Here is a 20581-nt window from a genome sequence, read left to right as displayed (position 1 = left end):
CGGAAGCTGTGGGATAAGTCCGTCCGGGGAAAGGGGAACCTCGGCCTTAAGCCGATTTGTGCAACAGAGCCGATATGAAGCCTTGCGAGTTCCGTTCGCTGGTGGATGCGGGGCATCTGCCCAAGCCGCGCAGCATCGGCGGGCTACCCCGCTGGGACATGCCCGAGCTTTACAAGATCATTCGCGGCGAGGCCGTGGACGGCATGGGGGATGTGAAATGGTGACGCGCAAGAAATACATCTGGCAGCACCCATCGGGCCGGATCTATTTCCGCAAGGCCGGGATGAAGCTGATCCGCATGGATGCGCCAGAAGGCACCGAAGCCTTTGACCGGCAGTATTGGGAAATTCTGACCGGCAGGCGGATGCAGGCGAAAACCTCATGGGCGGCGCTCATGGACGACTATCGCAAGTCCGACCGCTGGACCGGTCTCAAGCCGCGCACCCGGCAGGACTATGACAAGGTGATGGATTATCTGCGCGAGAAGATCGGCACCCGCGACGTGAAGGCGCTGACGCGGGCTGACGTGATCGGGGCGCAGAAGGCCAACGCGCACCGCACCCGCTTTGCGAACTACATCCCCCAGATGCTGGTCGTTCTCTGCGAGCATGCCATTGATCTGGGCTGGATCCAGAACAACCCGGCGAAAGGTGTCCGGGCGCTCAAGACCCCGGTCGAGCGGCAGCGCGAGCATCTGCCCTGGCCGGATTGGGCGGTGGAGAAATTCCGGACCGAGGCCAGCGAGCTATGCCGTCTGATCTTTGAGATCGGCGTGGGCAGCGTCCAGCGCCCGAGCGACTGGCTACGCTTCACTTGGGGCGATTATGACGGAGACATGCTGCGACTGCGGCAGGGCAAGACTGACAAACCCCTGATCCTGCCATGCACTTCGGCGCTCAAGGCGGCACTGGAACAGGCGAAGCTGGCCCTGGGCGCGACGCCGATTGCGGCCCGTCCGATTCTGACCCAGCCCAACGGCAACCCGATGACCTATTTTTACATGGCAAAGGTCATGCGGAAAGAGCGCCTGCGCCTCGGGCTGGAAGCCTACGACCTGCACGCCCTGCGCTATCGCAGCATCAAGGAATTGGCATGGGCAGGCTGTGATGACGACGAGATAGCCGCCTATAGCGGCCACGCCACGAAAGCCATGATCGCCAAGTATGCGGGCGAGGCGCGGCAGGAAATGCGAGCGCGACAGGCGCGGGAGAAACGCCAATGAACAGAACAGGACCAGAACGAGAAACTGATACCGTGAGTGATACCCCTAATGGAGCAGTAACAGCTATGTCTTTGAAAAGATGGTGCCCGGAGGCGGATTCGAACCACCGACACGCGGATTTTCAATCCGCTGCTCTACCAACTGAGCTATCCGGGCTCCGCAGCGTCTCGCTTTGGAATGGCGCGTTGTTATGGCAGCCGAAGCCGGCTGTCCAGAGCCAAAAGTGAAAATTTCACTCCTCCTCGCCGTCGCGCGGAACCGGTTCGCCCGGGATGCGGTAATCGCCGCGGAACCACCGCGCCAGGTCGACATCGGCGCAGCGCCGGGAACAGAAGGGACGGTAGCGGTCAGAGGCGGGCTTGCCGCAGATGGGGCATTTCATCGGTCCTGCTCCGGCTCGGCCAGCCGCGACAGCGCAATGCGGTCGCGCTTGCGGCTGATCTCGTAAAGACCCATGGCAGTCCAGCCGATCAACACGGTTTCGGCGGTCTCTGTGCGGAAGGCGGCGCGCAGCACCTGTTCGAGCGTGCCGCGGTCGCGCTTGGGCATCGGCGCGAAATCCACCACGATCTGGCCGCCGAGCCCGCGCAGACGCAGCTGCCGCGGCAGATCGCGCGCCAGGGCGATGTTGGCCTTCAGTCCGGCGGCAGGCGAATGGTCGCTGCCGGTATTCACGTCGATGGCGACCAGCGCCCGCAGAGCCTCGATCTCGGCCCAGGCGCCGCCGCCCAACTCAACGCGCGGTCCAAGCAATCGGTGCGCCGCCGCCTCGGCGCCGCTCATCTCGAAGGCATCGGGGTGATCCTCGATCGCGTCGGGTGGCGGATCGGCCCAGTCCTGCCAGGCCTGTTCGGCCGGTTCCGGCGCGTCGAGCAGCAGTTCCGGCAGGCCTTCCTGATCGGCGAGAACGGCGCCGGCCAGGTCCAGAAGCTGACGCAGCTCTGTCATGACCTCGGCTTCCGCAGCGGCGGCCGAGACGCTGCGGAAAACGATGCCGGGCGGTTCGGCCTGGCCTTCCAGGGCGCTTTCGCCCAGCTGGACGAGCGTGTCGCGCAGCGCGGCGTCGCGGATGCGGCGCGAGACGTTCACCCCCTGGATGCCGGGCGTGACGATCACATGCCGACCGCGGAAATTCAGTCTGGCCGAGACCGGAATCGCCTTGCCGTCCTCGGCGCAGCCGCTGATCTGGATCAGCAACGATTGTCCCTCGCGCAGGCCGGAGCGGTCGCGCAGAAAACCGCGCGCGCCCTCGGGCAGGCGCAGGAACACGCCGCCCTGGCCCTTCACGAGGCGGTCGACCTTGGCCCGGCAGATGGCGCCGGGGGCCAGCGGCGTGACGCCGGCCGGATCGACGATCAGATCCTCGAGCTGGCCATCTTGCATCAGCGCGGCGGCGTCGCGGCCGAAAAGCCGGCCCAGAACGATTTGTCGGCCCTTCATTCCACCCGTTCCCGAATTCCGATGGCGGCAAGCATGGTCGCGGTCTCGGCCAGAGGCAGGCCGACGACGGCGCTGTAGGATCCCTGCATCCAGGTCACGAAGGCCGAGGCGCGGCCTTGGATCGCATAGCCGCCGGCCTTGCCCTGCCACTCCGCCGAAGCCAGATAACGGTCGATCTGCGCCGGCGAGAGCGGGCGGAAGCGGATGGCCGTCTCGACCAGGCGCTCGCGCAAGCGGCCCTGATGGGCCAGCGCCACCATGGTCAGGACGCGATGCCGCCGTCCCGAGAGCAGGTCCAGAAAATGCCGGGCTTCTGCCGCGTCCGCCGGTTTGCCCAGGATCCGGCGGCCGGCGACGACCGCGGTGTCGGCGCAGAGGACGGCACCATCCGTGCAGCCGAGCAGGGCGGCGGTCTTTTCGCGCGCGATGCGGCGGACATAGTCGCGTGGCTTTTCGTCCCGATGCGGGGTCTCGTCGATCTCGGCCGGCAGGACGCGGTCGGGGACGATGCCGATCTGGGCCAGCAATTCCAGGCGACGGGGGCTTGCTGAGCCGAGCACCAGTTCCGGTCGGCCGTCGAGCCGCGCCGCAGGCGCATCCGCTGCCGAAACCGCCGTCGTCATGCCGGGGACAACAGCGTCCGCGGGCTTACTTGAAGCGGTAATTGATCCGCCCCTTCGTCAGGTCGTAGGTGTTCATTTCCACCTGAACCTTGTCGCCGGCAAGGACCCGGATGCGGTTCTTGCGCATCTTTCCTGCCATATGTGCGATGATCTCATGGCCGTTCTCTAGCTCGACCCGGAATGTCGCATTGGGCAGGAGTTCCTTCACGACGCCGGGAAATTCGAGCATTTCTTCCTTGGCCATGTCTTCTCCTGTGGGGGTGACCCGCGCCTTGGCGGGCGCAAGCTACATGCGTCCAGACGGCACATTTTTCAAGGGGAATCTGGACCGGGGGTGGCAGGGGATGCCGCTCCACGGCTCGAAATCGGGAAAAGTCGCGTAAAAGCTGCATGACCGGAGCATGTCCCGCCGAAGCATGGCCTTTGCCGCGGCGGTTGTCTTAGCCGGTCGCGCGGAACGGCGGCGCGGCCGGGTCCGGCCCGTCCGGGCGGAAGGCGTCGGGATCGTCGCGGTCCGAGAGGGGCGGTTCGGGCGGGGTCGCCATGCGCTGCGTCGCCGCGGCTGCCGGCTGACCCGGAAGCGCAAGGCCGTCCGTTTCCCAGGCGGCTTGGCGGATTTCCGGCGCATGTGCCGCTTCCCGGGCCAGATCCCGCAGCCGGATGGCGTGGAAACCGTCCGCCTCGCCCAGGCGGCCGCGGGCCAGAAGCTGGCCGAGCGGGGTTTCGATCCGCGCTTCGTCCAGCACGTTCTGCGGCAGCGGAATCAGCGAGCCCGGCCCGAGATTGCGCAACTGTTGCAGGCTGATCTTGCGGCGGCACAGAATCCCGGCCAGCCGGATCGGCGTGTCCCGCACGATTCCGGCCAGCGAGGCCGGGGCGGCGGGGGGCGGGGCCGATGCCGGCAGGGTCGCCTCGGCCCCTTTGGCGCTGTCGGCACGAGGCAACCCGGGCCCCGTCTCGGCCGGAAGCGCGATCATCAGCACCGCGTCGCGCTGACCGCCCGCGCCGATGCGAAAGCGCAGGGTCAGACGGGACATCGGGGCGTCTTCGAGCATCAGAGTCAGCGGCCGGGGATCGTCCATATAGGTGGCATAGCGGAAGGTGCCGAAATCCGGCACCCCCTCGCCCCCGCTGACACATTCCCGCGCCAGTTCGGCCAGCAGCGCATTGACGAAATCCGCCGCCAGGGTCGCGTCGGTGCGGGTGGGCTTGCGTGGTTGCGCCGGGCGCGCGGTGACCCGGCCGATGGCCTGCATCTCGATCAGCGAGGTCAGCAAGGCGGGGCAGATCGCCACCACGCCGATCGCGTCCCGCCGGCCCTCGACAATGGCAAGCAATGCGCGTTCGGGCAGGAATTCCGGCAGTTCCGGCAAGGTCATGCCCGCCAGTTCGACATGTTCCACGAAAACCGGCAGCCGGGCCTGCTTTTCGGCGGCGCGGCCAAGCGCGGTGGCCACCGCGCGTTCGATGCGGAATTCCGGCGTGACCCGACTGCCGGCGGTATCCGGCAGCACCCGCGCCCTTTCCCTGGCGGCGATCCAGCGGCGCAGGACCGAAGCCGGGGCCGCGGCGGCGATGGTGCCCGGTTCCGTCCCGCCGATATCGGTGCGGGCCGCCCGTGCCGTTGCTGCGTTATCCATACCAGACCGAATCAATACCTTCTCTGGGGCAGCATGGCATGGACTGGTTGCGAAAAGATTTAACCCCGGGCATTTTCGGCAATATCCGCCCGACGGCGGGGCCGTGGCGGCAGCGCGATGCGGAAGCAGGCGCCGCCCTGGCCGGGCAGATAGGCGATGGAGCCGTCCAGGAACTCCATGATTTCCTTGCAGATCGCCAGACCCAGCCCGGCGCCGCCGGCCCGGGCCGGATCGTTCAGCCGGGCGAATTTCTCGAAGATCAGCGCCCGGTTTTCCGCGCCGATGCCCGAGCCGTTGTCGCCGATGTCGATCTCGGTTCCGCCCTCGGGCGTGCGGCGGGTTTCGATGCGGATCACCGGCGTCTCGGAATCGCAATACTTGCGGGCATTGGCGATCACGTTGATCAGCACCTGCAGCAGCCGGTCGGGATCGGTGATCACCGGCAGGTGCTCGGCGATGGCATTGCGGCGAATCGCGAAATCCCGCCCACCGGCGCTGGCGCCGGCCGAGACGAGCGCCCGTTCGATCAGGTCGTGCAGGTTGAAGACCTCGGGCTTGAGCCGCGCCTTGCCGGCCTCGAGCACCGAGATGTCGAGCAAATCGTCCAGCAGCCGGGTCATGCGGCCGGCCTCGTCATGGATGATGCCGGCGAAGCGGGCGCGATCCTCGGCGGGCAGGTCGGGCTCCATCAGGATCTCGGAAAAGGCCCGGATCGAGGTCATGGGGGTGCGCAGCTCATGGCTGATCTGGCCCAGGAAGGCGTCCTTCTGCGCCGAGAGCGCGGTCAGTTTCTCGTTGCTTTCCTGCAGCATGGCCGCGGTCCGGGCCAGCTCGGCCGAGGTGCTTTCAAGCCGCCGGTTGTCCTCGCGGGCGCGGCTGGCCTCGCCCGCCACCGCCATCAGGTCGGCGACCGTGACCCCGCCGCGCCCGCCGACCCGGGTCATCAGCGCCGAGGCGGTGGCCGCCCCGACGGTGCCGGCCAGCCGGCGCTCGAAATCCGCCAGCAGGCGCGGGGTCAGATCGGGCAGATAGCCGGTCTTGCCCTGGTCGTCGGCGGCCCGGCGGAACATCTCCAGCGCGGTTTCGCCGCCCCAGATGCGGCCGGCCAGCGTCAGCAGCGCCTCGGCCTGCACCGCCGGAGCGGCCTTTTTCGGCGCGGCATCGGGGGCGATGGCATGGACGAAGGACAGGGCCTGCATCCGTTCGGTCGGGTCGGGGAAATCCAGCAGCGAGACCAGGATCAGCATCAGCAGGTTGACCGACAGGGCCAGCAGCACTGCGCCGGCGAAGGGGTCGATGTCGGCCGGCAGGGCCGGCTGCGAAACCAGACCCAGCGAGGGCAGGAAGATCATCCCGCTCCAGATCCCGGCGCCGGCGAGGATGCCGGCGATGGCGCCGCGGCGGGTGGCGCCGCGCCAGAGCAGCCCGGCGATCATTGCCGGCAGCACCTGCGCCATGCCGGAAAAGGCCACGGTTCCCATCGCCGCCAGCGCCGAGGTGCCGCCCGACATGTGGTGATAGAACCAACCGGCGCCGATCACCGCGACGATGGCCAGGCGGCGGGCGTTCAGCATCAGCGCGCCCAGATCCTCGGGCGCCTGGGCCGGCTCGGACAGTGCCGCCTGGCGCAGCCACAGCCACAGCGGCACCAGCCAGTGGTTGGCCATCATCGTCGAAAGCGCGATGGCGCTGACCACGACCATGGACATGGCCGAGGAAAAGCCGCCCAGGAACACCAGCGTCGCCAGCGCCTCGCGGCCCTGCGACAAAGGCAGGGCCAGGACGTAAAGATCGGGATTCGAGCCCTTGGGCAGCATGTCCGCCCCCACCACGGCGATGGGCAGGACCAGGAAGGACATGGCGGCCAGATAGGCCGGAAAGGCCCAGCCGGCCTGGCGCAGGCGGTCCTCGTCGCTGGCCTCGACCACCAGGACGTGGAACATGCGCGGCAGCACCATCACCGCCGCCCCTGACAGCATGATCAGCGCGAACCAGCGCTCGGGGCGGATCAGCCAGCCCTCGCCCCCGGCCGAGATCGCCATGCGGTCGATGCGGGCCAGCACGTCGCCGGGCCCGTCGGCGATGCCCCAAAGCACATAGCCGCCGACGGCGACGAAGGCGGCAAGTTTGACCACCGCCTCGACCGCGATGGCCATGACGACGCCATGGTGCCGCTCGTCGGCGGCGAGGTTGCGGGTGCCGAACAGGATGGCGAAGGCCGCAAGCCCCACCGCCACCCAAAGCGCGACGTTGCGAGGCAGGGCGTGCTGGTCGCTGGCGAAGGCCGAAAGCGCCATCGAGACCGACTGCAATTGCAGTGCGATATAGGGTGTCGCCGCCACCACGCCGATCAGCGTGACCAGCGCCGCCAGACCGGCGGATTTGCCGAAGCGGCTGGAGATCAGGTCGGCGATCGAGGTGACGCGATGCAGCCGGGCGACGCGCACCAGCCGCCGCAATCCCCACCAGGCGCCGGCGAAGACGATGCCGGGGCCCAGATAGATGGTCAGGAATTCCAGCCCCGAGCGGGTGGCGTAGCCGACCGCGCCGTAGAAGGTCCAGGCCGAGCAATAGACCGACAGCGACAGCGTGTAGATCGCCGGCCGGTCCATCCAGCGCCAGCGGCCGGCCGCGGCGGCGCGGTCGGCGGCATGGGCCAGCAGGAACATCAGCGCGACATAGGCGACCGATGCGGCGCCCAGCGTTTCAGGCGTCATCCTCGTCCTCCGCCCCCGCGCGGCCGAGCGCGCGATGCAGCGCGGCGGTGACGGCGATGGTCAGTGCCCAGCTGACGGCCAGCCAGACCGCGCCGCGGGCATAGCTGAAATGATGCGGCAGCCAGATCGGCGGCAGCACCGCCAGAAGCGCGAACAGCACCGGCACCACCCGCGTCGCATCGGCCAGGCGCCGCCGGCGATAGGCGTCCCGGCCCAGGAACAGGCGTCGCGCCATCAGCCTCATGCGGCGTCCAGCAATTCGCGCACCACGGCGCGCAGGTCGTCATTGGCGAAGGGCTTGGGCAGGGTGCGGTCGGCGCCTTCGGGCAGGTTGGCCTGGCCGCGCGCGCTGAGCAGCAGCACCGGCAGCCTCCGCAGTTGCGGATCGCCGCGCAGCTCGGCCAGGATCTCGGCGCCGCTGCGGCCGGGCAGCATCAGGTCCAGGATCACCAGCCGTGGCGCCAGCGCCCGGATGCGCTGGACGGCGCCGCAGCCCTCGGGCCATTGCTCGCAGCGCCAGCCCTCGCGCGACAGGATGAAGCGGACCGCCTCGGCGATGCTGGGCTCGTCCTCGATCAGCAGCACGTCGACGGTCACCGGCGGCACTCCCTGGGCTTTTCGCGGATGATGGCGGCAGGCGGATCGGTTGTCAAAATCAGACCGGCCCCAGGATCGAAGGTTCATGGCGCGCGGCACAGCCGGGGCGGGGGCAGATGCGGCAGGCGGGGCCGACACCCAGCGGCGGGCGGCTGTCCTGCGGGCCGGCCGGGCGGATCAGCATCTGCGCCCGGCTCAGCGCCGGCCCGTCGAAGCCCATGGGCAGCAGCCGCTCGGCCACCGCCCAGGAGGCGAAGCGCAGCCCGCCGCTGGTTGCAAGCAGCCGCGCCACCGGCAGTTGCGGCTGGGCCAGCGCCTCGAACAGCGGCCAGAGTGCGCAGCCCTCGCCGGGCCGCGGCAGCTCGAAGCCCGGCGCGGCGTGGCGAAACGGCGTGGCGCCGGAACCGTCGCAGACGATCAGCCCGGCCTGCGCCCAGGGGCCGGGGCGCAGCATGCCCAGCCGGCGCAGCACCAGGTCCAGCGGCCGGCCCAACCGGGCCGCGATCTCCGCCGGGTCGTCGCCGCGCGCCCCCGCCTCGGCCACCGCCGAGGACAGCGCGGCATCGGGCAACGCCGCCCGGTCGCGGGCCTGCATCGCCAGCACCTCGCGCGCCATGGCCTTGGCCGCGTCCGAGGCCAACTCGTCGGCCTCGGCCGGCTCGGGCTGGCCGGCGGCGATCCAGGCCTCGACCTCCTCCTGCGGCGACATGGGCACCGCCTCGTCCTCGAAACTGTCCAGATAGGCCACCAGCGATTGCGCGGTGCGCGACAGGCGCTGGCTGTCGCTATCCAGGTTGGCATGGAAACGGTCGCGCCATTCCGGCTCGATCTCGGGCGTCTCGGCCAGGATCGAGGCGGTCGAGCGCAGCGCCGTCACCGCCGATTGAACCTCGTGCAACGTCGTCACCAGATAGGGATCGCGGGTCATGCGGTCGGACAGCGCGACCAGCCGCCGTTCCAGCGCGTCGGCGCGCCGCGTCGCCCCGGCCAGCACCGAGGCCCAGCCGGGAAACCGCGCGGCGAATTCCGCGATCTGGTCCAGCTCGACCGCGATACCGGACTGGTCCGAGGCCCGTGCCGCCGCCTCGCGCAGGGCGCTGACCAGCGTTTCCTCGCGATCCGAGGCGAGTTCGGTCGCGTCGATCTCCAGCGCCTCGGCCAGCCGGGTCAGCAGCGCATCGCCGACCGGCCGGCGGTTGTGCTCGATCAGGTTCAGATAGGCGGCCGAGATCTCGGCCCGCCGCGCCACCTCGGTCTGGCGCCGGCCCAGCGACAGCCGGCGCTCGCGGATGCGGGTGCCGATCAGCGGCCGTGCAGCGGGCGAGCGGTGGGATGAGGGCGAGCGGGCCATGGCTCAGATCCCGTCGCGTTCTTCGTCCAGATGGCGCACCGCCTTGACCACCAGGTCGCCAAGGCTCTGCGCGCCCAGCTTGTCCTTGAGCGTCTGGCTGACGTTGGAGACGGTCTTGTAGCTGATGCCGGCGCGCTCGGCTATCTCGCGATAGGACAGTCCTTCGGCGATCGAGCGCAGGATGTCGGTCTCGCGCGGGGTCAGGCGCGGGCGGGCCGGCGCCGCCCCCGGTCGTTCCATCAGCGCGATCTTGCGCGCCAAATCGGCCGGCACGTAATCGCCGCCCGCGGCGACCTGCCGCAGCGCCTCGCAGATCTCGGCCGAGGGCGAATCCTTCATGATGATGCCGTTGCAGCCTGCCTGCAGCGCCCGGCGCGCGACGATGGGGCTGCGATGCATGGTGAAGACCAGGATCGGCAGCATGGCGCCGGCCGCGCGCAGCCGTTCGATCAGCCGCAGGCCGGCATGCCGCGCCTCGCCCATGGTCAGGTCCACGACGATCACGTCCGGCGCCTCGCGCCGCCAGGCCCGCCAGCCCTGCGAGGGCGTGGCCGCGGCGACGACCTGGCAATCCAGCCGGCCGCGGGTGATCCACTCCCAACCCTCGGCCACCACCGGATGGTCGTCGACGATCAGCACGCGCAGCGCGGTGGCGGGAACGGAGGTGGCGGTTGCGGTCATCGGGCTGGTCCTTGGTCTGGCGGGCGGGGCAGGTGGAATTCGGTCAGGGTCCATGGCCCCTCGCGGCGCGGCGGCAGATACCGGCCGCCAAGCGCGCTGGCCCGGTCGCGCATGCCGGACTGGCCCAGCCCGCGGCGTCCTGCTGGCATGGGCCCGCTGCCGTCGTCGCTGACCGAGGCGACCAGCGCGCCCTCGCGCTGCGTCAGCCCGACGCGGATGGTTTGCGGCGCGGCATGGCGGAGGGCGTTGAGCACGCTTTCGCGGACGAAACGGTAAAGCGCGATCTGTCCCGCCTCGTCCGGCTCGGCCAGGCCGGGGGCGGCGTCGAACGTGATCCCGACCTGCGGGGCGATATCGGAAAATTCGATCAGCAGTTCCTGCAGCATCTCGGCCAGGTCCGCATCCTCGGTGGGGGTCAGGCGCAGGTCGTCGATGGCGGCGCGGGCGCTTTGCCGGATCGCCTCGGCATGGCGCGAGACGGCGGCGAGGGCGGCAGACAGCGCCGGGTCGGTCTGGCTCCGCGCCCGGTCCTCGGCCTGGCCCACGGCAGCCTGCAGGGCGAAAAGCTGCGGCCCGATGCCGTCGTGCAGGTCGCTGGCGATGCGGGCGCGCTCGGCCTCGGCCAGCGTCATCATCCGGGCCTGCAGGCGCCGGTTCTCGGCGCGCTGGGCCGCCAGATGCGCGGCCAGCGCGTTCACCCCGTCGCTGAGCGCCGCCAGCTCGGTCAGCCCGGTCTGCGGCGCGGGATGGTCCAGATCGCCGGTGCGCATCCGCTCCAGCGCCGCGCCCAGCAGCCCCAGCCGGCGCAGCACCAGGCCGGTGATCGCCATGGTGACGCCGATGGCCGTCAGCGCGGTCGCCGCCAGCAGCGGCAGGATGCGGCGGAAATCGGTCCAGGCCTCGGCGATCTCGTCCCGGGGATCGGCGCGGATCTCCAGCACGCCCAGCACATTGGGATATTGCGCGATCGGGATCAGGTCGCTGAGCGGTTCCGGCCGGATCAGCGCCGTGAACCAGCCCGGCGCGCTGTCGGGCAGCGGTTGCGGCGGCAGGCGCAGCGGCACCGGCCGGCCGGCCGCGTCGCGCAGCTCGGCCGAGACATGGCGCTGTGTTTCGATGTCGGCGGCGATGCTGGCCGCCTCGGCCATCATGTCGCGCCGCGCGAAAGAGGTCGGCAACCGCAGCGTGGCGAAGGCATTGGCAAGCTGGAAGGCCGCCCGCGTCTCGTGCCGCACCGAATCGCGGGCGTTGAGCACCAGGACCGAGGCGACGATGGCGACCATCGCCAGCCACGCCAGCGCCGAGCCGCCAAGCGCCAGCAGCCGCAGCGCCACGCCATGCGGCCGCGCCCGCATCTCGGGTGCCTGCCGCCCGGTCGCGATATGGCCCGTTGCGTCCATCTCCCTCCCCGCCGCGAACGCGGCCTCCTCGGGCGAAAGACTAGGCCGGGGATGGGCGCCGGGCAAGCCGGCTGCGTGGATGAGGGGGCGGCGCAAGGATCCGGGACCGAAGCGGCGATCCGCCCCGGCCCTGACGGCCTTCTGGCTTGCGGCTCAGCTCTTGGCCGCGGCCGGTTCGGCGGGTTCGGGTCGGCCGAGTGCCCGGCGCACCAGCACGAAGAACAGCGGAACGAACAGCACGCCCAGCACCGTGGCCGAGACGGTGCCGCCCAGCACCGTGGCGCCGATGGTGTTGCGGCCGTTGGCGCCGGCCCCGGCCGACAGCACCAGCGGCAGCACGCCGAGCGAGAAGGCGACCGAGGTCATCATGATCGGCCGGAAACGCTGCCGCGCCGCCTCGGTCACCGCCTCGAACAGCGGCTTGCCCTGCTCGGCCTGCTCGCGGGCGAATTCGACGATCAGGATGGCGTTCTTGCCGGTCAGGCCGATCACCGTCAGCAGGCCGACCTGGAAGAACACGCCATTGTCGAAGCCGCCCAGCCAGGCCCCGACCAGCGCGCCCAGCACGCCGATGGGCATCGCCAGCATGACCGCGAAGGGGATCGACCAGCTTTCGTAAAGCGCCGCCAGGCACAGGAACACCACCGCCAGCGACAGGCCGTAAAGCAGCGTCGTCTGGTTGCCGGCCCGCTGCTCTTCGAGCGACAGCCCGGTCCAGGCCACGTCGAAGCCCGCCGGCAGCTGCCCCGCCAGTTCCTCGATGGCATCCATGCCCTGGCCGGACGAGACGCCGGGCGCGGGGTTGCCTTGGATCTGCATCGCCGGCACGCCGTTATAGCGGGACATGCCCTGCGGCCCGTAGCTCCAGCGGCCCTCGGCGAAGTTCGAGAAGGGCACCAGCCCGCCCGAGCTGTTTCTGACCCGCCACTTGTCGATATCGGTCGGCACGGCGCGCGAGGTGGACTCGCCCTGCACATAGACCTTCTTGATGCGGCCGCGGTCGATGAAGTCGTTCACGTAGTTCCCGGCCCAGGCGACCGAGAGCAGGCTGCCGACATCGGTCGCCGAGACCCCCATGGCGCCGGCCTTGCGCCAGTCGATGTCCAGGTTGTATTGCGCCGCGTCCTCAAGGCCGTTCGGCCGGGCCTGGGCGATGCGGCCGTCCTGGCCGACCATGCCCAGAAGCTGGTTGCGCGCGTCCAGAAGCTGCTCATGCGTCTGTCCGGCGCGGGCCTGCAGGTAGAAGTCGAAGCCCGAGACGTTGCCGAGCTCGATCACCGAGGGCGGCACGATCGGGAACACCATGGCGTCGCGGATGCCCATCAGCGCCGGGAAGGCCCGCCCGGCGATGGCCTGCACCGACTGGTCGGGCCGCGGACGGTCCTTCCAGTCCTTCAGCCGCAGGAAGGCAATGCCCATGTTCTGCCCCGAGCCGGCGAAGCTGAATCCGGTGACGCCGAAGAAGCTGTCGACGTTCTCTTCCTCGTTCTGCTGGAAATACTCGCCGACCTGGTTGATGACTGCCTGGGTGCGCTCGGTGGTGGCGCCGGTCGGGCCCTGGACCAGCACGAACATGATGCCCTGGTCCTCGTCCGGCAGAAAGCCGGTGGGGGTGCGCAGGAACAGCAGCACCATGGCGGCGCCGATGCACAGATAGACCAGCATCATGCGCAGCGGCCGGCGGATGATCCAGCCCACCCAGGAGCCGTAACCATGCATGGTCCGGTCGAAGCCGCGGTTGAACAGGCCGAAGATGCCCCGGGTCTTGTGGCCGTGCTCGTTGCGCAAGAGCGTGGCGCAAAGCGCCGGGGTCAGCGTCAACGCCACCACCACGGAAAGGCCCATGGCGCTGGCGATGGTGATGGCGAACTGCTTGTAGATCACCCCGGTCGAGCCGCCGAAGAAGGCCATCGGCACGAAGACCGCCGACAGCACCAGCGCGATGCCGATCAGCGCGCCGGTGATCTGGCCCATGGATTTGCGCGTGGCCTCGCGCGGCTCCAGCCCCTCCTCCTCCATGATGCGCTCGACGTTCTCGACCACGACGATGGCGTCGTCGACCAGCAGGCCGATGGCCAGCACCATGGCCAGCATGGTCAGGGTGTTGATGGTGAAGCCAAGCGCGGCGAGAATGCCGAATGTCCCCAGGATGACCACCGGCACCGCCAGCGTCGGGATCAGCGTCGCGCGCCAGTTCTGCAGGAACAGCAGCATGACGAAGAACACCAGCACGATGGCCTCGACCAGGGTCTTCACCACCTCCTCGATCGAGATCAGCACGAAGGGCGTGGTGTCGAAGGGGATGACGTACTCCATGCCCTCGGGGAAGAAGCGGGCGAATTCCTCCATCCGCGCCTTGACCCGGTCCGCGGTGTCCAGCGCGTTCGCGCCCGAGGCCAGGCTGATCGCCAGGCCCGAGGCCGGCTGGCCGTTGTAACGGGCATCGGTCATGTAATCTTCGGCGCCGATCTCGACCCGCGCCACGTCCTTGAGCAGGATCAGCCCGCCGTCGGCCTCGGCGCGCAGCACGATCTGCTCGAAATCCTCGGGGGTGGACAGCAGCGACTGCGCGGTGATGGTGGCGTTCAGCATCTGCCCCGTCGGCGCCGGGCGGCTGCCGAAGGCCCCGGCCGAGATCTGCGCATTTTCCGAGGAGACCGCCGCCACCACGTCCGAGGGCGTCAGCTCATAGGCCGCCAGTTTCGAGGGATCGAGCCAGATCCGCATGGCGTATTGCGCGCCGAAGACCTGGACCGAGCCCACGCCCTCGACCCGCGAAAGGTCGTTGACGATGTTCGAGATCAGGTAGTCGGCCAGGTCCACCTGCTCGTAGCGGTCGTCGGTCGAAGTCAGGCCGATCACCATCAGGAAGCCCGAGGCGGATTTCTCGACGGTGATGCCCTGGCGCTGTACCGGCTCGGGCAGAAGCGCGGTGGCCTGCGCCAGCTTGTTCTGCACCTGCACCTGGGCGATGTCGGGATCGGTGCCGGTTTCGAAGGTCAGGTCCGTGGTCGAGGTTCCGGCCGAGGTCGAGCTGGACGAGAAATAGCGCAGCCCGTCAAGGCCGGTCATTTGCTGTTCGATGACCTGGGTGACGGTATTGGCCACCGTGTCGGCCGAAGCGCCGGGATAGGTCGCGCGGATGGTGACCGTGGGCGGCGCGATCTGCGGATATTGCGCCACCGGCAGGCTGAAGATCGACATGAGCCCCAGACCCATGATCAGGATCGAGATCACCCAGGCGAAAACCGGACGGTCGATGAAGAAGCGGGCCATGTGCGGTTCCTGTACTGTTCCCTCGCGGTGTCCGGGTCAGTTCGCCGGTGCTGCGGTTTCGGCGGGTGCGGTCTGGCCGGGTGCGGTTTCGGGTGTTTCGGCTTCGCCGGCTTCGGCGGGCGGTTCGGCCTCGGTCCGGGCCTTGGCTTCTGCCGCGCCCCGATCGCCATCCGGCGCCGCCTCGGCCTCGGCCCCGGCGGCGGGTTGTTCGCCCCCGGCCGCCTGCGCGTCCTCGGGCGCGGGCGCCTTGCGTTCCTCGGGGGCGACGGTCATGCCGGCACCGATCTTCTGCAGCCCCTCGACCACGATGCGGTCGCCATCCGCCAGCCCCTCGCTGACGATCCACTGGTTGCCCATATCCTGCAGCACGGTCAGCTGGCGCTGCTCGACCACGTTTTCGGCATTGACCACCAGGGCGATGGGCTGGCCGCGGCGGTCGCGGGTCACGCCCTCCTGCGGTGCCAGCACCACGTTGCGGGCGGTCGCCTGCTGCACCACCGCCTGGACATACATGCCGGGCAGCAGGATGCGGTCGGGATTGGCGAAGGCCAGGCGCAGCGTCACCACGCCGGTGGTCTCGTTCACATAGGGCTCGGCTGCGGTCAGCGTGCCCTCCTGGTCGAACTCGGTGCCGTCGGCCAGTCGCAGCGTCACCTTCTGCTCGGCATGTCCGGCGCCCTCGTTCTGCGCCGCCACGGTCCGGCGGAAGCGGATGACCTCGGCCGCCGATTGGGTCACGTCGACATGCACGGGGTCGAGCTTGCGGATCACCGCCAGCGGCGTCTGCTGGCTGGCGGTGACCAGCGCGCCCTGGCTGGTCTGCGCCAGACCGATCTCGCCGTCCAGCTCGGCGCGGATGGTGGTGCGCTCCAGTTCGATCTTCGCGGTCAGCAGTTGCGCCTCGGCGACCTTGACCGCCGCCTCGGCGGCGTCGCGCGCGGCGATGGCGTTGTCGGTGGTGCTTTCGCTGGCGACGCGGCGATCGCGCAGCGCGCCGACCCGCTCGGCCTCGCGCCGGGCGTTCTCGGCCTGGGCGCGGGCCTGGGCCACGGCGGCCTCGGCCTGGGCCACGGCGGCCTGGTAGGTGGTGGCGTCGATGCGGAACAGCGGGTCGCCGACCTTGACATGGCTGCCCTCGTCGAACAGCCGCTCGGTGACGATGCCATTGACCTGCGGGCGCACCTCGGCCTCGGCCGAGGCGGTCACCCGGCCGGGCAGGGTGGTGGTCAGTGGCACGTCCCGGGCATGGACCGTCACCACCGTGACCGCCGGCGGCGGCATCTGCGACGGGTCCTGGGCCATGGCTGCGACGGGGATAAGGCCCGCCGAAAGCGGCAGGATCAGGAAAATCGCCATGCGGCGCGCAAGCGCTGACATCGTTCTAGCTCCGGGCAGTCTGCTGACGGGAATATAACGAACAGTTTAGATGACGATGATCAATCCCCAATCGCCTCGGCCGCGATCCGCTGCGGCGCATGCGCCCATCCCGCGCGATCCCCATGGCAATCCGCCGCGCGGCTGGGCTAGGCTCCGGCGCGAGGGCGCGTCACGCGCCGGAGGCAACGGGGGGAGCGAGCATCGTGCCGAGTTACGACATCTATAGCCAGGGCCTCGACGCCTGCGCGGCCAATTTCGAGCAGTTGTCGCCGCTGCGCTTCATCGAGCGCACGGCGCAGGTCTATCCCGAGGCGTTGGCCGTGGTGCACGAGGGGGTGCGCCGCAACTGGGCCGAGACCTACGCGCGCTGCCGCCGCATCGCCGGGGCACTGTCGCGGCGCGGCATCGGCCAGGGCGACACCGTGGCGATCCTGGCCGCCAACATTCCCGAGATGTTCGAGAGCCATTTCAGCGTGCCGATGACCGGGGCGGTGCTCAACGCCATCAACACCCGGCTCGATCCCGAGGCGGTGGCCTTCATCCTGATGCATGGCGAGGCCCGCGTGCTGCTGGTCGATCCCGAATTCGCGGAACTGGCCGACCGCGCCGTCAAGATCGCCCGCGGCCGCGAGATCCTGGTGGTGGACATCCTCGACCCCAGCTTCCCGGGCGGCGGCCGGGCCGGGCGGCTGACCTATGACGAGTTGCTGGCCGAGGGCGATCCGGATTTCGACTGGCACCTGCCGGACAGCGAATGGAACGCCATCTCGCTGAACTACACCTCCGGCACCACCGGCGATCCCAAGGGCGTGGTCTATCACCACCGCGGCGCGGCGCTGAACGCGCTGGCCAACATCACCTCATGGGGGATGCCGCATCACGCCCGCTATCTCTGGACCTTGCCGATGTTCCATTGCAACGGCTGGTGCTTTCCCTGGACCATCGCCGCCAATGCCGGCGTCTGCGTCTGCCTGCGCGCCGTCCGGGCCGAGCCGATCTACCGCCTGATCCGCGACGAGAGGGTGACGCATTTCTGCGGCGCGCCCATCGTGATGAACATGCTGGCCAATGCGCCGGACGAACTGAAGGATTTCGACCATCCGGTCAAGGCCATGGTCGCCGGCGCGCCGCCGCCCGCATCCGTCATCGCCGCCGTCGAGGCGATGGGCATCGAGATCACCCATGTCTATGGCCTGACCGAGACCTACGGCCCCTCGGTGGTCTGCGCCTGGAAGGGCGACTGGGACGCGCTGGAGGCCGAGCAGCGGGCGCGGCTGAAATCGCGCCAGGGGGTGCGCAACCCGGCGCTGGGCGGGCTGATGGTCGCCGATCCCGCGACGCTGGAGCCGGTCCCGGCCGACGGCCGGACCATGGGCGAGATCTTCATGCGCGGCAATATCGTCATGAAGGGCTATCTGAAAAACCCCTCGGCCACCGAGCGGAGCTTCCGCGGCGGCTGGTTCGCCTCGGGTGATCTGGGGGTCATGCACCCGGACGGCTATATCGAGCTCAAGGACCGCTCCAAGGACATCATCATCTCGGGTGGCGAGAACATCTCCTCGATCGAGGTCGAGGACGTGCTCTACAAGCATCCCGACGTGATGGAGGCCGCCGTGGTCGCGCGCCCGGACGAGACATGGGGCGAAACCCCCTGCGCCTTCGTGGCGCTGAAGCCGGGGCGGGCGCTGAACGAGGAGGAGGTCATCGCCTTCTGCCGGCTCAACATGGCGCGCTACAAGGTGCCCAAGACGGTGGTGTTCGGCGAATTGCCCAAGACCTCGACCGGCAAGATCCAGAAATTCCTGCTGCGCGACCGGGCGCGCGCCCTGGGCTGACCCGGCGGCTGACCCGGCGCGGTTTCCTGGGTATCGGGAAACCGGAAAGCGGCAGATTGCTCTTGCGAACCGGGCGGCGGCAATGCTATCCGGTCGCCTGCGCGGGTATGGTGAAATGGTATCACAGGAGCTTCCCAAGCTCTTAGCGCGGGTTCGATTCCCGCTACCCGCTCCAGCCTCTCCTTACTCTCGACGATCCCGATCCGGTTGCGGGTCGGTCAGCGCAGGCCCATCTCGGCCAAGGCGCGGGCGATCTCGGGCGGCAGGTTCGGTTCGGCCCCGCGTCCCGCCGGCAGGTCGGGCGGCGCGTCCGCGGCCGGCAGGTAGCGCCATCCCTGGAAGGGACGGCGCGGCACCGCCGCCACCCGCACCAGCGCCGGCTCGAGGATCAGGGCGCAGCGGCGGATGCCGTCTTCGCCGGTCACCTCCTGCAGGTCCAGGATGCGCTGGCGGGCTTGCATCACCCCCTTGAACACCCAGTAGATCGAGCCGCCGTCCAGCAGCTCGGCCTCGCGCTTGGGCCACATGCGGGTGACATGCCGGGCCGGGCCGCCCTGGAAGCGGTGCTGCTGCCAGGCGGCAAGCTCGGCCGGATCGTCGCAGCCGACACAGAGTTTCATGAGATTCAGCGATGCGCCCATGCGCCAGATATAGCCCAGCCGCCGGCATGCGCAACCGGCCGGGCCTTGAACCGCCAGCCCTGCGGGGTTAGGCCCGGGGCGGCGAACAGCTGGAATTCATCATGACCGATCCCATTGCCCGACAGGTCCGCAGGCAACCCCTGCCGGAATTCATCGCAATGCTGGCGCTGATTTTCGCCGTCATTGCCTTCTCGATAGACTCGATGCTGCCGGCGCTGCCCGAGATCGCGGCCGCCCTGACCCCCGAGGACGTGAACCGCGCCCAGCTGGTGCTGACCGCCTTTGTCGGCGGCATGGGGCTGGGGCTGCTGGTGGCGGGGCCGGTGTCGGATTCGCTGGGCCGCAAGCCGGTGATCGTCGCCGGTTTCGCGCTTTACGCCGCGGCGGCGGTGGCGGCGATCTTTGCCGATACGCTGGAACATCTTCTTGCCGCGCGGTTCGTGCAGGGGCTGGGGGCGGCGGCGCCGCGGATTGTGGCGCTGGCCATGGTGCGCGACCTGTACCAGGGGCGCGAGATGGCGCGGATCACCAGCTTCGTGATGATGATCTTCATCCTGGTGCCGGCGGTGGCGCCGTCGATCGGCGCGGTGGTGATCCATTTCGTCGGCTGGCGCGGCGTGTTCGGCTCCTTCGTGGTGCTGGCGCTGGTCGGCAGCCTGTGGATGCACCTGCGCCGGCCCGAGACATTGCCGCCCGAGAGGCGGCAGCGGCTGAGCCTGCGCAATCTGGCGGCCTCTGCCGCCGAGGTGCTGGGCAACCGTCAGGTGCAGCTGGTGACGCTGGTGATGACGCTGGGCTTCGGGCAGATGTTCGCGCTGCTCAGCTCGGCCCAGCAGCTTTTCGTCGACACCTATGGCAAGGGCCAGGACTTTCCGCTGTGGTTCGCGGCCATGGCGCTGCTGTCGGGCAGCGGCACGGTGCTGAACGCGCGCTATGTCGTCCGGCTGGGGATGCGGCGGATCGTGGTGATGGCCTATCGCATGCAGGTGGTGGTTTCGGGCGTGATGACGGTGCTGGTCCTGGGCGACCTGCTGCCCGAGGCGTTGCGCTTCCCGGCCTTCTTCTTCTGGGCGGTCAGCGTGTTCTTCATGGCCGGGGTGACCTTCGGCAACCTGAATGCCATGGCGCTGCAACGCATGGGGCATGTGGCCGGGATGGCGGCGTCGGTGATCGGGGCGGTCTCGACCTTCGGCGCGGTGCTGATCGCGGCGCCGGTCGGCCTGCTTTTCGACGGGACGGCACGGCCCATCGTGCTGGCGACGCTGGTCTGTTCGGGGCTGGCCGCGCTGCTGATGCGCCGGGTGCATGAGGTCTGACGGCGCTGCGGCGCCGCTTCGGGGGATCATGGGGGGAATGGCAGCCCGTAGGGGAGTCGAACCCCTCTTTTCAGGTTGAAAACCTGACGTCCTAACCGATAGACGAACGGGCCATTCCTGCCGGCGCTTTGGCCGCGGATGCGAGGCGTTTAGGACAGCTTGCCGGCCGCTGCAAGGGGACAATCGTAATCAGCTGCAGGTAAAACGCTAAACTCCGGGCGTAGCCACCGAGAGGTGAAACCATGGCGGGGAAGGCCCGTTGATGCGATCGTGATCTGGAAGAAGTGGCAGCCCGTAGGGGAGTCGAACCCCTCTTTTCAGGTTGAAAACCTGACGTCCTAACCGATAGACGAACGGGCCACTCTTTCGTTCCGCCGGACCGTGCCGCGCGGTGTGGAGCGGTGTTTAGGCCAGCTGTTGCGGGCCTGCAAGCGGAAAAATCGCCCGCCCTGCAAGTTTTTTCGC

Annotated in this window: 18 protein-coding genes and 4 tRNA genes; 5 read left to right on the top strand and 17 right to left on the bottom strand. The window is 69.2% G+C overall.

Features of this window, described 5'->3' with window-relative positions:
- Nucleotides 1–74: 74 nt before the first annotated feature.
- Nucleotides 75–224, top strand: coding sequence for a hypothetical protein (locus ACFOMP_RS04190; RefSeq protein ID WP_379028066.1), 150 nt, complete (start codon nt 75–77; stop codon nt 222–224).
- Entirely contained in the window at nt 218–1222 is a 1005-nt protein-coding gene (locus ACFOMP_RS04185) for a site-specific integrase (RefSeq protein WP_379028064.1), read from the top strand. Before ACFOMP_RS04190 ends, ACFOMP_RS04185 begins: the two co-directional genes overlap by 7 nt.
- A gap of 80 nt (nt 1223–1302) precedes the next feature.
- On the opposite strand, the gene ACFOMP_RS04180 is transcribed toward ACFOMP_RS04185, so the two are convergent.
- The 14 genes from ACFOMP_RS04180 to ACFOMP_RS04115 form a co-directional block, all read right to left on the bottom strand.
- Nucleotides 1303–1378: transfer RNA gene (locus ACFOMP_RS04180), tRNA-Phe, on the bottom strand.
- Between the two features lie 76 nt (nt 1379–1454).
- Complete coding sequence (locus ACFOMP_RS04175) at nt 1455–1604, bottom strand: DNA gyrase inhibitor YacG (RefSeq protein WP_289895007.1); 150 nt, start codon at nt 1602–1604, stop codon at nt 1455–1457.
- Nucleotides 1601–2662 carry a ribonuclease E/G gene (locus ACFOMP_RS04170; protein ID WP_379028062.1) on the bottom strand — a complete coding sequence of 354 codons (1062 nt, stop codon included), beginning with the start codon at nt 2660–2662 and terminating at the stop codon, nt 1601–1603. The genes ACFOMP_RS04175 and ACFOMP_RS04170 overlap by 4 nt, the downstream gene beginning before the upstream one ends.
- Nucleotides 2659–3285: a Maf family protein gene (locus tag ACFOMP_RS04165; protein ID WP_379028060.1), complete on the bottom strand. Its 627-nt coding sequence runs from the start codon at nt 3283–3285 to the stop codon at nt 2659–2661. Before ACFOMP_RS04165 ends, ACFOMP_RS04170 begins: the two co-directional genes overlap by 4 nt.
- A gap of 25 nt (nt 3286–3310) precedes the next feature.
- A complete protein-coding gene (gene infA / locus ACFOMP_RS04160; RefSeq protein WP_010397442.1) occupies nt 3311–3529 on the bottom strand; it encodes a translation initiation factor IF-1 in 219 nt (72 codons plus the stop codon).
- 196 nt (nt 3530–3725) lie between these two features.
- Nucleotides 3726–4925, bottom strand: coding sequence for a FliM/FliN family flagellar motor C-terminal domain-containing protein (locus tag ACFOMP_RS04155; protein ID WP_289895010.1), 1200 nt, complete (start codon nt 4923–4925; stop codon nt 3726–3728).
- A gap of 59 nt (nt 4926–4984) precedes the next feature.
- On the bottom strand, nt 4985–7642 hold the full coding sequence (locus tag ACFOMP_RS04150; protein WP_289895011.1) for an ATP-binding protein: 2658 nt from the start codon (nt 7640–7642) through the stop codon (nt 4985–4987).
- The gene (locus ACFOMP_RS04145) at nt 7632–7877 is read right to left on the bottom strand and encodes a hypothetical protein (RefSeq protein WP_289895012.1); all 246 of its coding nucleotides are present in this window, start codon (nt 7875–7877) and stop codon (nt 7632–7634) included. Before ACFOMP_RS04145 ends, ACFOMP_RS04150 begins: the two co-directional genes overlap by 11 nt.
- A gap of 5 nt (nt 7878–7882) precedes the next feature.
- Entirely contained in the window at nt 7883–8239 is a 357-nt protein-coding gene (locus ACFOMP_RS04140) for a response regulator transcription factor (protein ID WP_289895013.1), read from the bottom strand.
- 58 nt (nt 8240–8297) lie between these two features.
- Complete coding sequence (locus tag ACFOMP_RS04135; protein ID WP_379028057.1) at nt 8298–9590, bottom strand: short-chain fatty acyl-CoA regulator family protein; 1293 nt, start codon at nt 9588–9590, stop codon at nt 8298–8300.
- Between the two features lie 3 nt (nt 9591–9593).
- Nucleotides 9594–10271, bottom strand: a complete 678-nt coding sequence (locus tag ACFOMP_RS04130; protein ID WP_379028055.1) for a response regulator transcription factor — start codon at nt 10269–10271, stop codon at nt 9594–9596.
- Entirely contained in the window at nt 10268–11671 is a 1404-nt protein-coding gene (locus tag ACFOMP_RS04125; protein WP_379028053.1) for a LapD/MoxY N-terminal periplasmic domain-containing protein, read from the bottom strand. The genes ACFOMP_RS04130 and ACFOMP_RS04125 overlap by 4 nt, the downstream gene beginning before the upstream one ends.
- Before the next feature lie 153 nt (nt 11672–11824).
- On the bottom strand, nt 11825–14947 hold the full coding sequence (locus ACFOMP_RS04120) for an efflux RND transporter permease subunit (RefSeq protein WP_379028051.1): 3123 nt from the start codon (nt 14945–14947) through the stop codon (nt 11825–11827).
- 36 nt (nt 14948–14983) lie between these two features.
- Complete coding sequence (locus ACFOMP_RS04115; protein WP_379028049.1) at nt 14984–16324, bottom strand: efflux RND transporter periplasmic adaptor subunit; 1341 nt, start codon at nt 16322–16324, stop codon at nt 14984–14986.
- A 203-nt stretch (nt 16325–16527) separates the two neighbouring features.
- On the opposite strand from ACFOMP_RS04115, the gene ACFOMP_RS04110 reads away from it, so the two are divergent.
- Nucleotides 16528–18159: an acyl-CoA synthetase gene (locus tag ACFOMP_RS04110; protein ID WP_379028048.1), complete on the top strand. Its 1632-nt coding sequence runs from the start codon at nt 16528–16530 to the stop codon at nt 18157–18159.
- 101 nt (nt 18160–18260) lie between these two features.
- Nucleotides 18261–18334 (top strand) — tRNA-Gly (locus ACFOMP_RS04105).
- 43 nt (nt 18335–18377) lie between these two features.
- On the opposite strand, the gene ACFOMP_RS04100 is transcribed toward ACFOMP_RS04105, so the two are convergent.
- Entirely contained in the window at nt 18378–18800 is a 423-nt protein-coding gene (locus ACFOMP_RS04100; protein WP_379028046.1) for a DUF1489 family protein, read from the bottom strand.
- Nucleotides 18801–18901: 101 nt separating this feature from the next.
- Between ACFOMP_RS04100 and ACFOMP_RS04095 the strand changes: the two genes are divergently transcribed.
- A complete protein-coding gene (locus ACFOMP_RS04095) occupies nt 18902–20116 on the top strand; it encodes a multidrug effflux MFS transporter (RefSeq protein WP_379028044.1) in 1215 nt (404 codons plus the stop codon).
- A gap of 38 nt (nt 20117–20154) precedes the next feature.
- On the opposite strand, the gene ACFOMP_RS04090 is transcribed toward ACFOMP_RS04095, so the two are convergent.
- Together ACFOMP_RS04090 and ACFOMP_RS04085 are read right to left on the bottom strand one after the other, a co-directional pair.
- Nucleotides 20155–20229, bottom strand: a tRNA-Glu gene (locus ACFOMP_RS04090).
- 172 nt (nt 20230–20401) lie between these two features.
- Nucleotides 20402–20476 (bottom strand) — tRNA-Glu (locus tag ACFOMP_RS04085).
- Between the last annotated feature and the right edge of the window lie 105 nt (nt 20477–20581).

Source organism: Paracoccus simplex, assembly GCF_042648325.1.
Lineage (GTDB): Bacteria > Pseudomonadota > Alphaproteobacteria > Rhodobacterales > Rhodobacteraceae > Paracoccus > Paracoccus simplex.
This window is presented reverse-complemented; position numbering and strand designations above follow the sequence as displayed.

Excerpts from the sequence above, each read along its gene's own strand:
- ACFOMP_RS04190 (WP_379028066.1), top strand. The coding sequence starts at position 75 with ATGAAGCCTTGCGAGTTCCGTTCGCTGGTGGATGCGGGGCATCTGCCC.
- ACFOMP_RS04185 (WP_379028064.1), top strand. The coding sequence starts at position 218 with ATGGTGACGCGCAAGAAATACATCTGGCAGCACCCATCGGGCCGGATC.
- ACFOMP_RS04175 (WP_289895007.1), bottom strand. The coding sequence starts at position 1,604 with ATGAAATGCCCCATCTGCGGCAAGCCCGCCTCTGACCGCTACCGTCCC.
- ACFOMP_RS04170 (WP_379028062.1), bottom strand. The coding sequence starts at position 2,662 with ATGAAGGGCCGACAAATCGTTCTGGGCCGGCTTTTCGGCCGCGACGCC.
- ACFOMP_RS04165 (WP_379028060.1), bottom strand. The coding sequence starts at position 3,285 with ATGACGACGGCGGTTTCGGCAGCGGATGCGCCTGCGGCGCGGCTCGAC.
- infA (WP_010397442.1), bottom strand. The coding sequence starts at position 3,529 with ATGGCCAAGGAAGAAATGCTCGAATTTCCCGGCGTCGTGAAGGAACTC.
- ACFOMP_RS04155 (WP_289895010.1), bottom strand. The coding sequence starts at position 4,925 with ATGGATAACGCAGCAACGGCACGGGCGGCCCGCACCGATATCGGCGGG.
- ACFOMP_RS04150 (WP_289895011.1), bottom strand. The coding sequence starts at position 7,642 with ATGACGCCTGAAACGCTGGGCGCCGCATCGGTCGCCTATGTCGCGCTG.
- ACFOMP_RS04145 (WP_289895012.1), bottom strand. The coding sequence starts at position 7,877 with ATGGCGCGACGCCTGTTCCTGGGCCGGGACGCCTATCGCCGGCGGCGC.
- ACFOMP_RS04135 (WP_379028057.1), bottom strand. The coding sequence starts at position 9,590 with ATGGCCCGCTCGCCCTCATCCCACCGCTCGCCCGCTGCACGGCCGCTG.
- ACFOMP_RS04130 (WP_379028055.1), bottom strand. The coding sequence starts at position 10,271 with ATGACCGCAACCGCCACCTCCGTTCCCGCCACCGCGCTGCGCGTGCTG.
- ACFOMP_RS04125 (WP_379028053.1), bottom strand. The coding sequence starts at position 11,671 with ATGGACGCAACGGGCCATATCGCGACCGGGCGGCAGGCACCCGAGATG.
- ACFOMP_RS04120 (WP_379028051.1), bottom strand. The coding sequence starts at position 14,947 with ATGGCCCGCTTCTTCATCGACCGTCCGGTTTTCGCCTGGGTGATCTCG.
- ACFOMP_RS04115 (WP_379028049.1), bottom strand. The coding sequence starts at position 16,324 with ATGTCAGCGCTTGCGCGCCGCATGGCGATTTTCCTGATCCTGCCGCTT.
- ACFOMP_RS04100 (WP_379028046.1), bottom strand. The coding sequence starts at position 18,800 with ATGGGCGCATCGCTGAATCTCATGAAACTCTGTGTCGGCTGCGACGAT.
- ACFOMP_RS04095 (WP_379028044.1), top strand. The coding sequence starts at position 18,902 with ATGACCGATCCCATTGCCCGACAGGTCCGCAGGCAACCCCTGCCGGAA.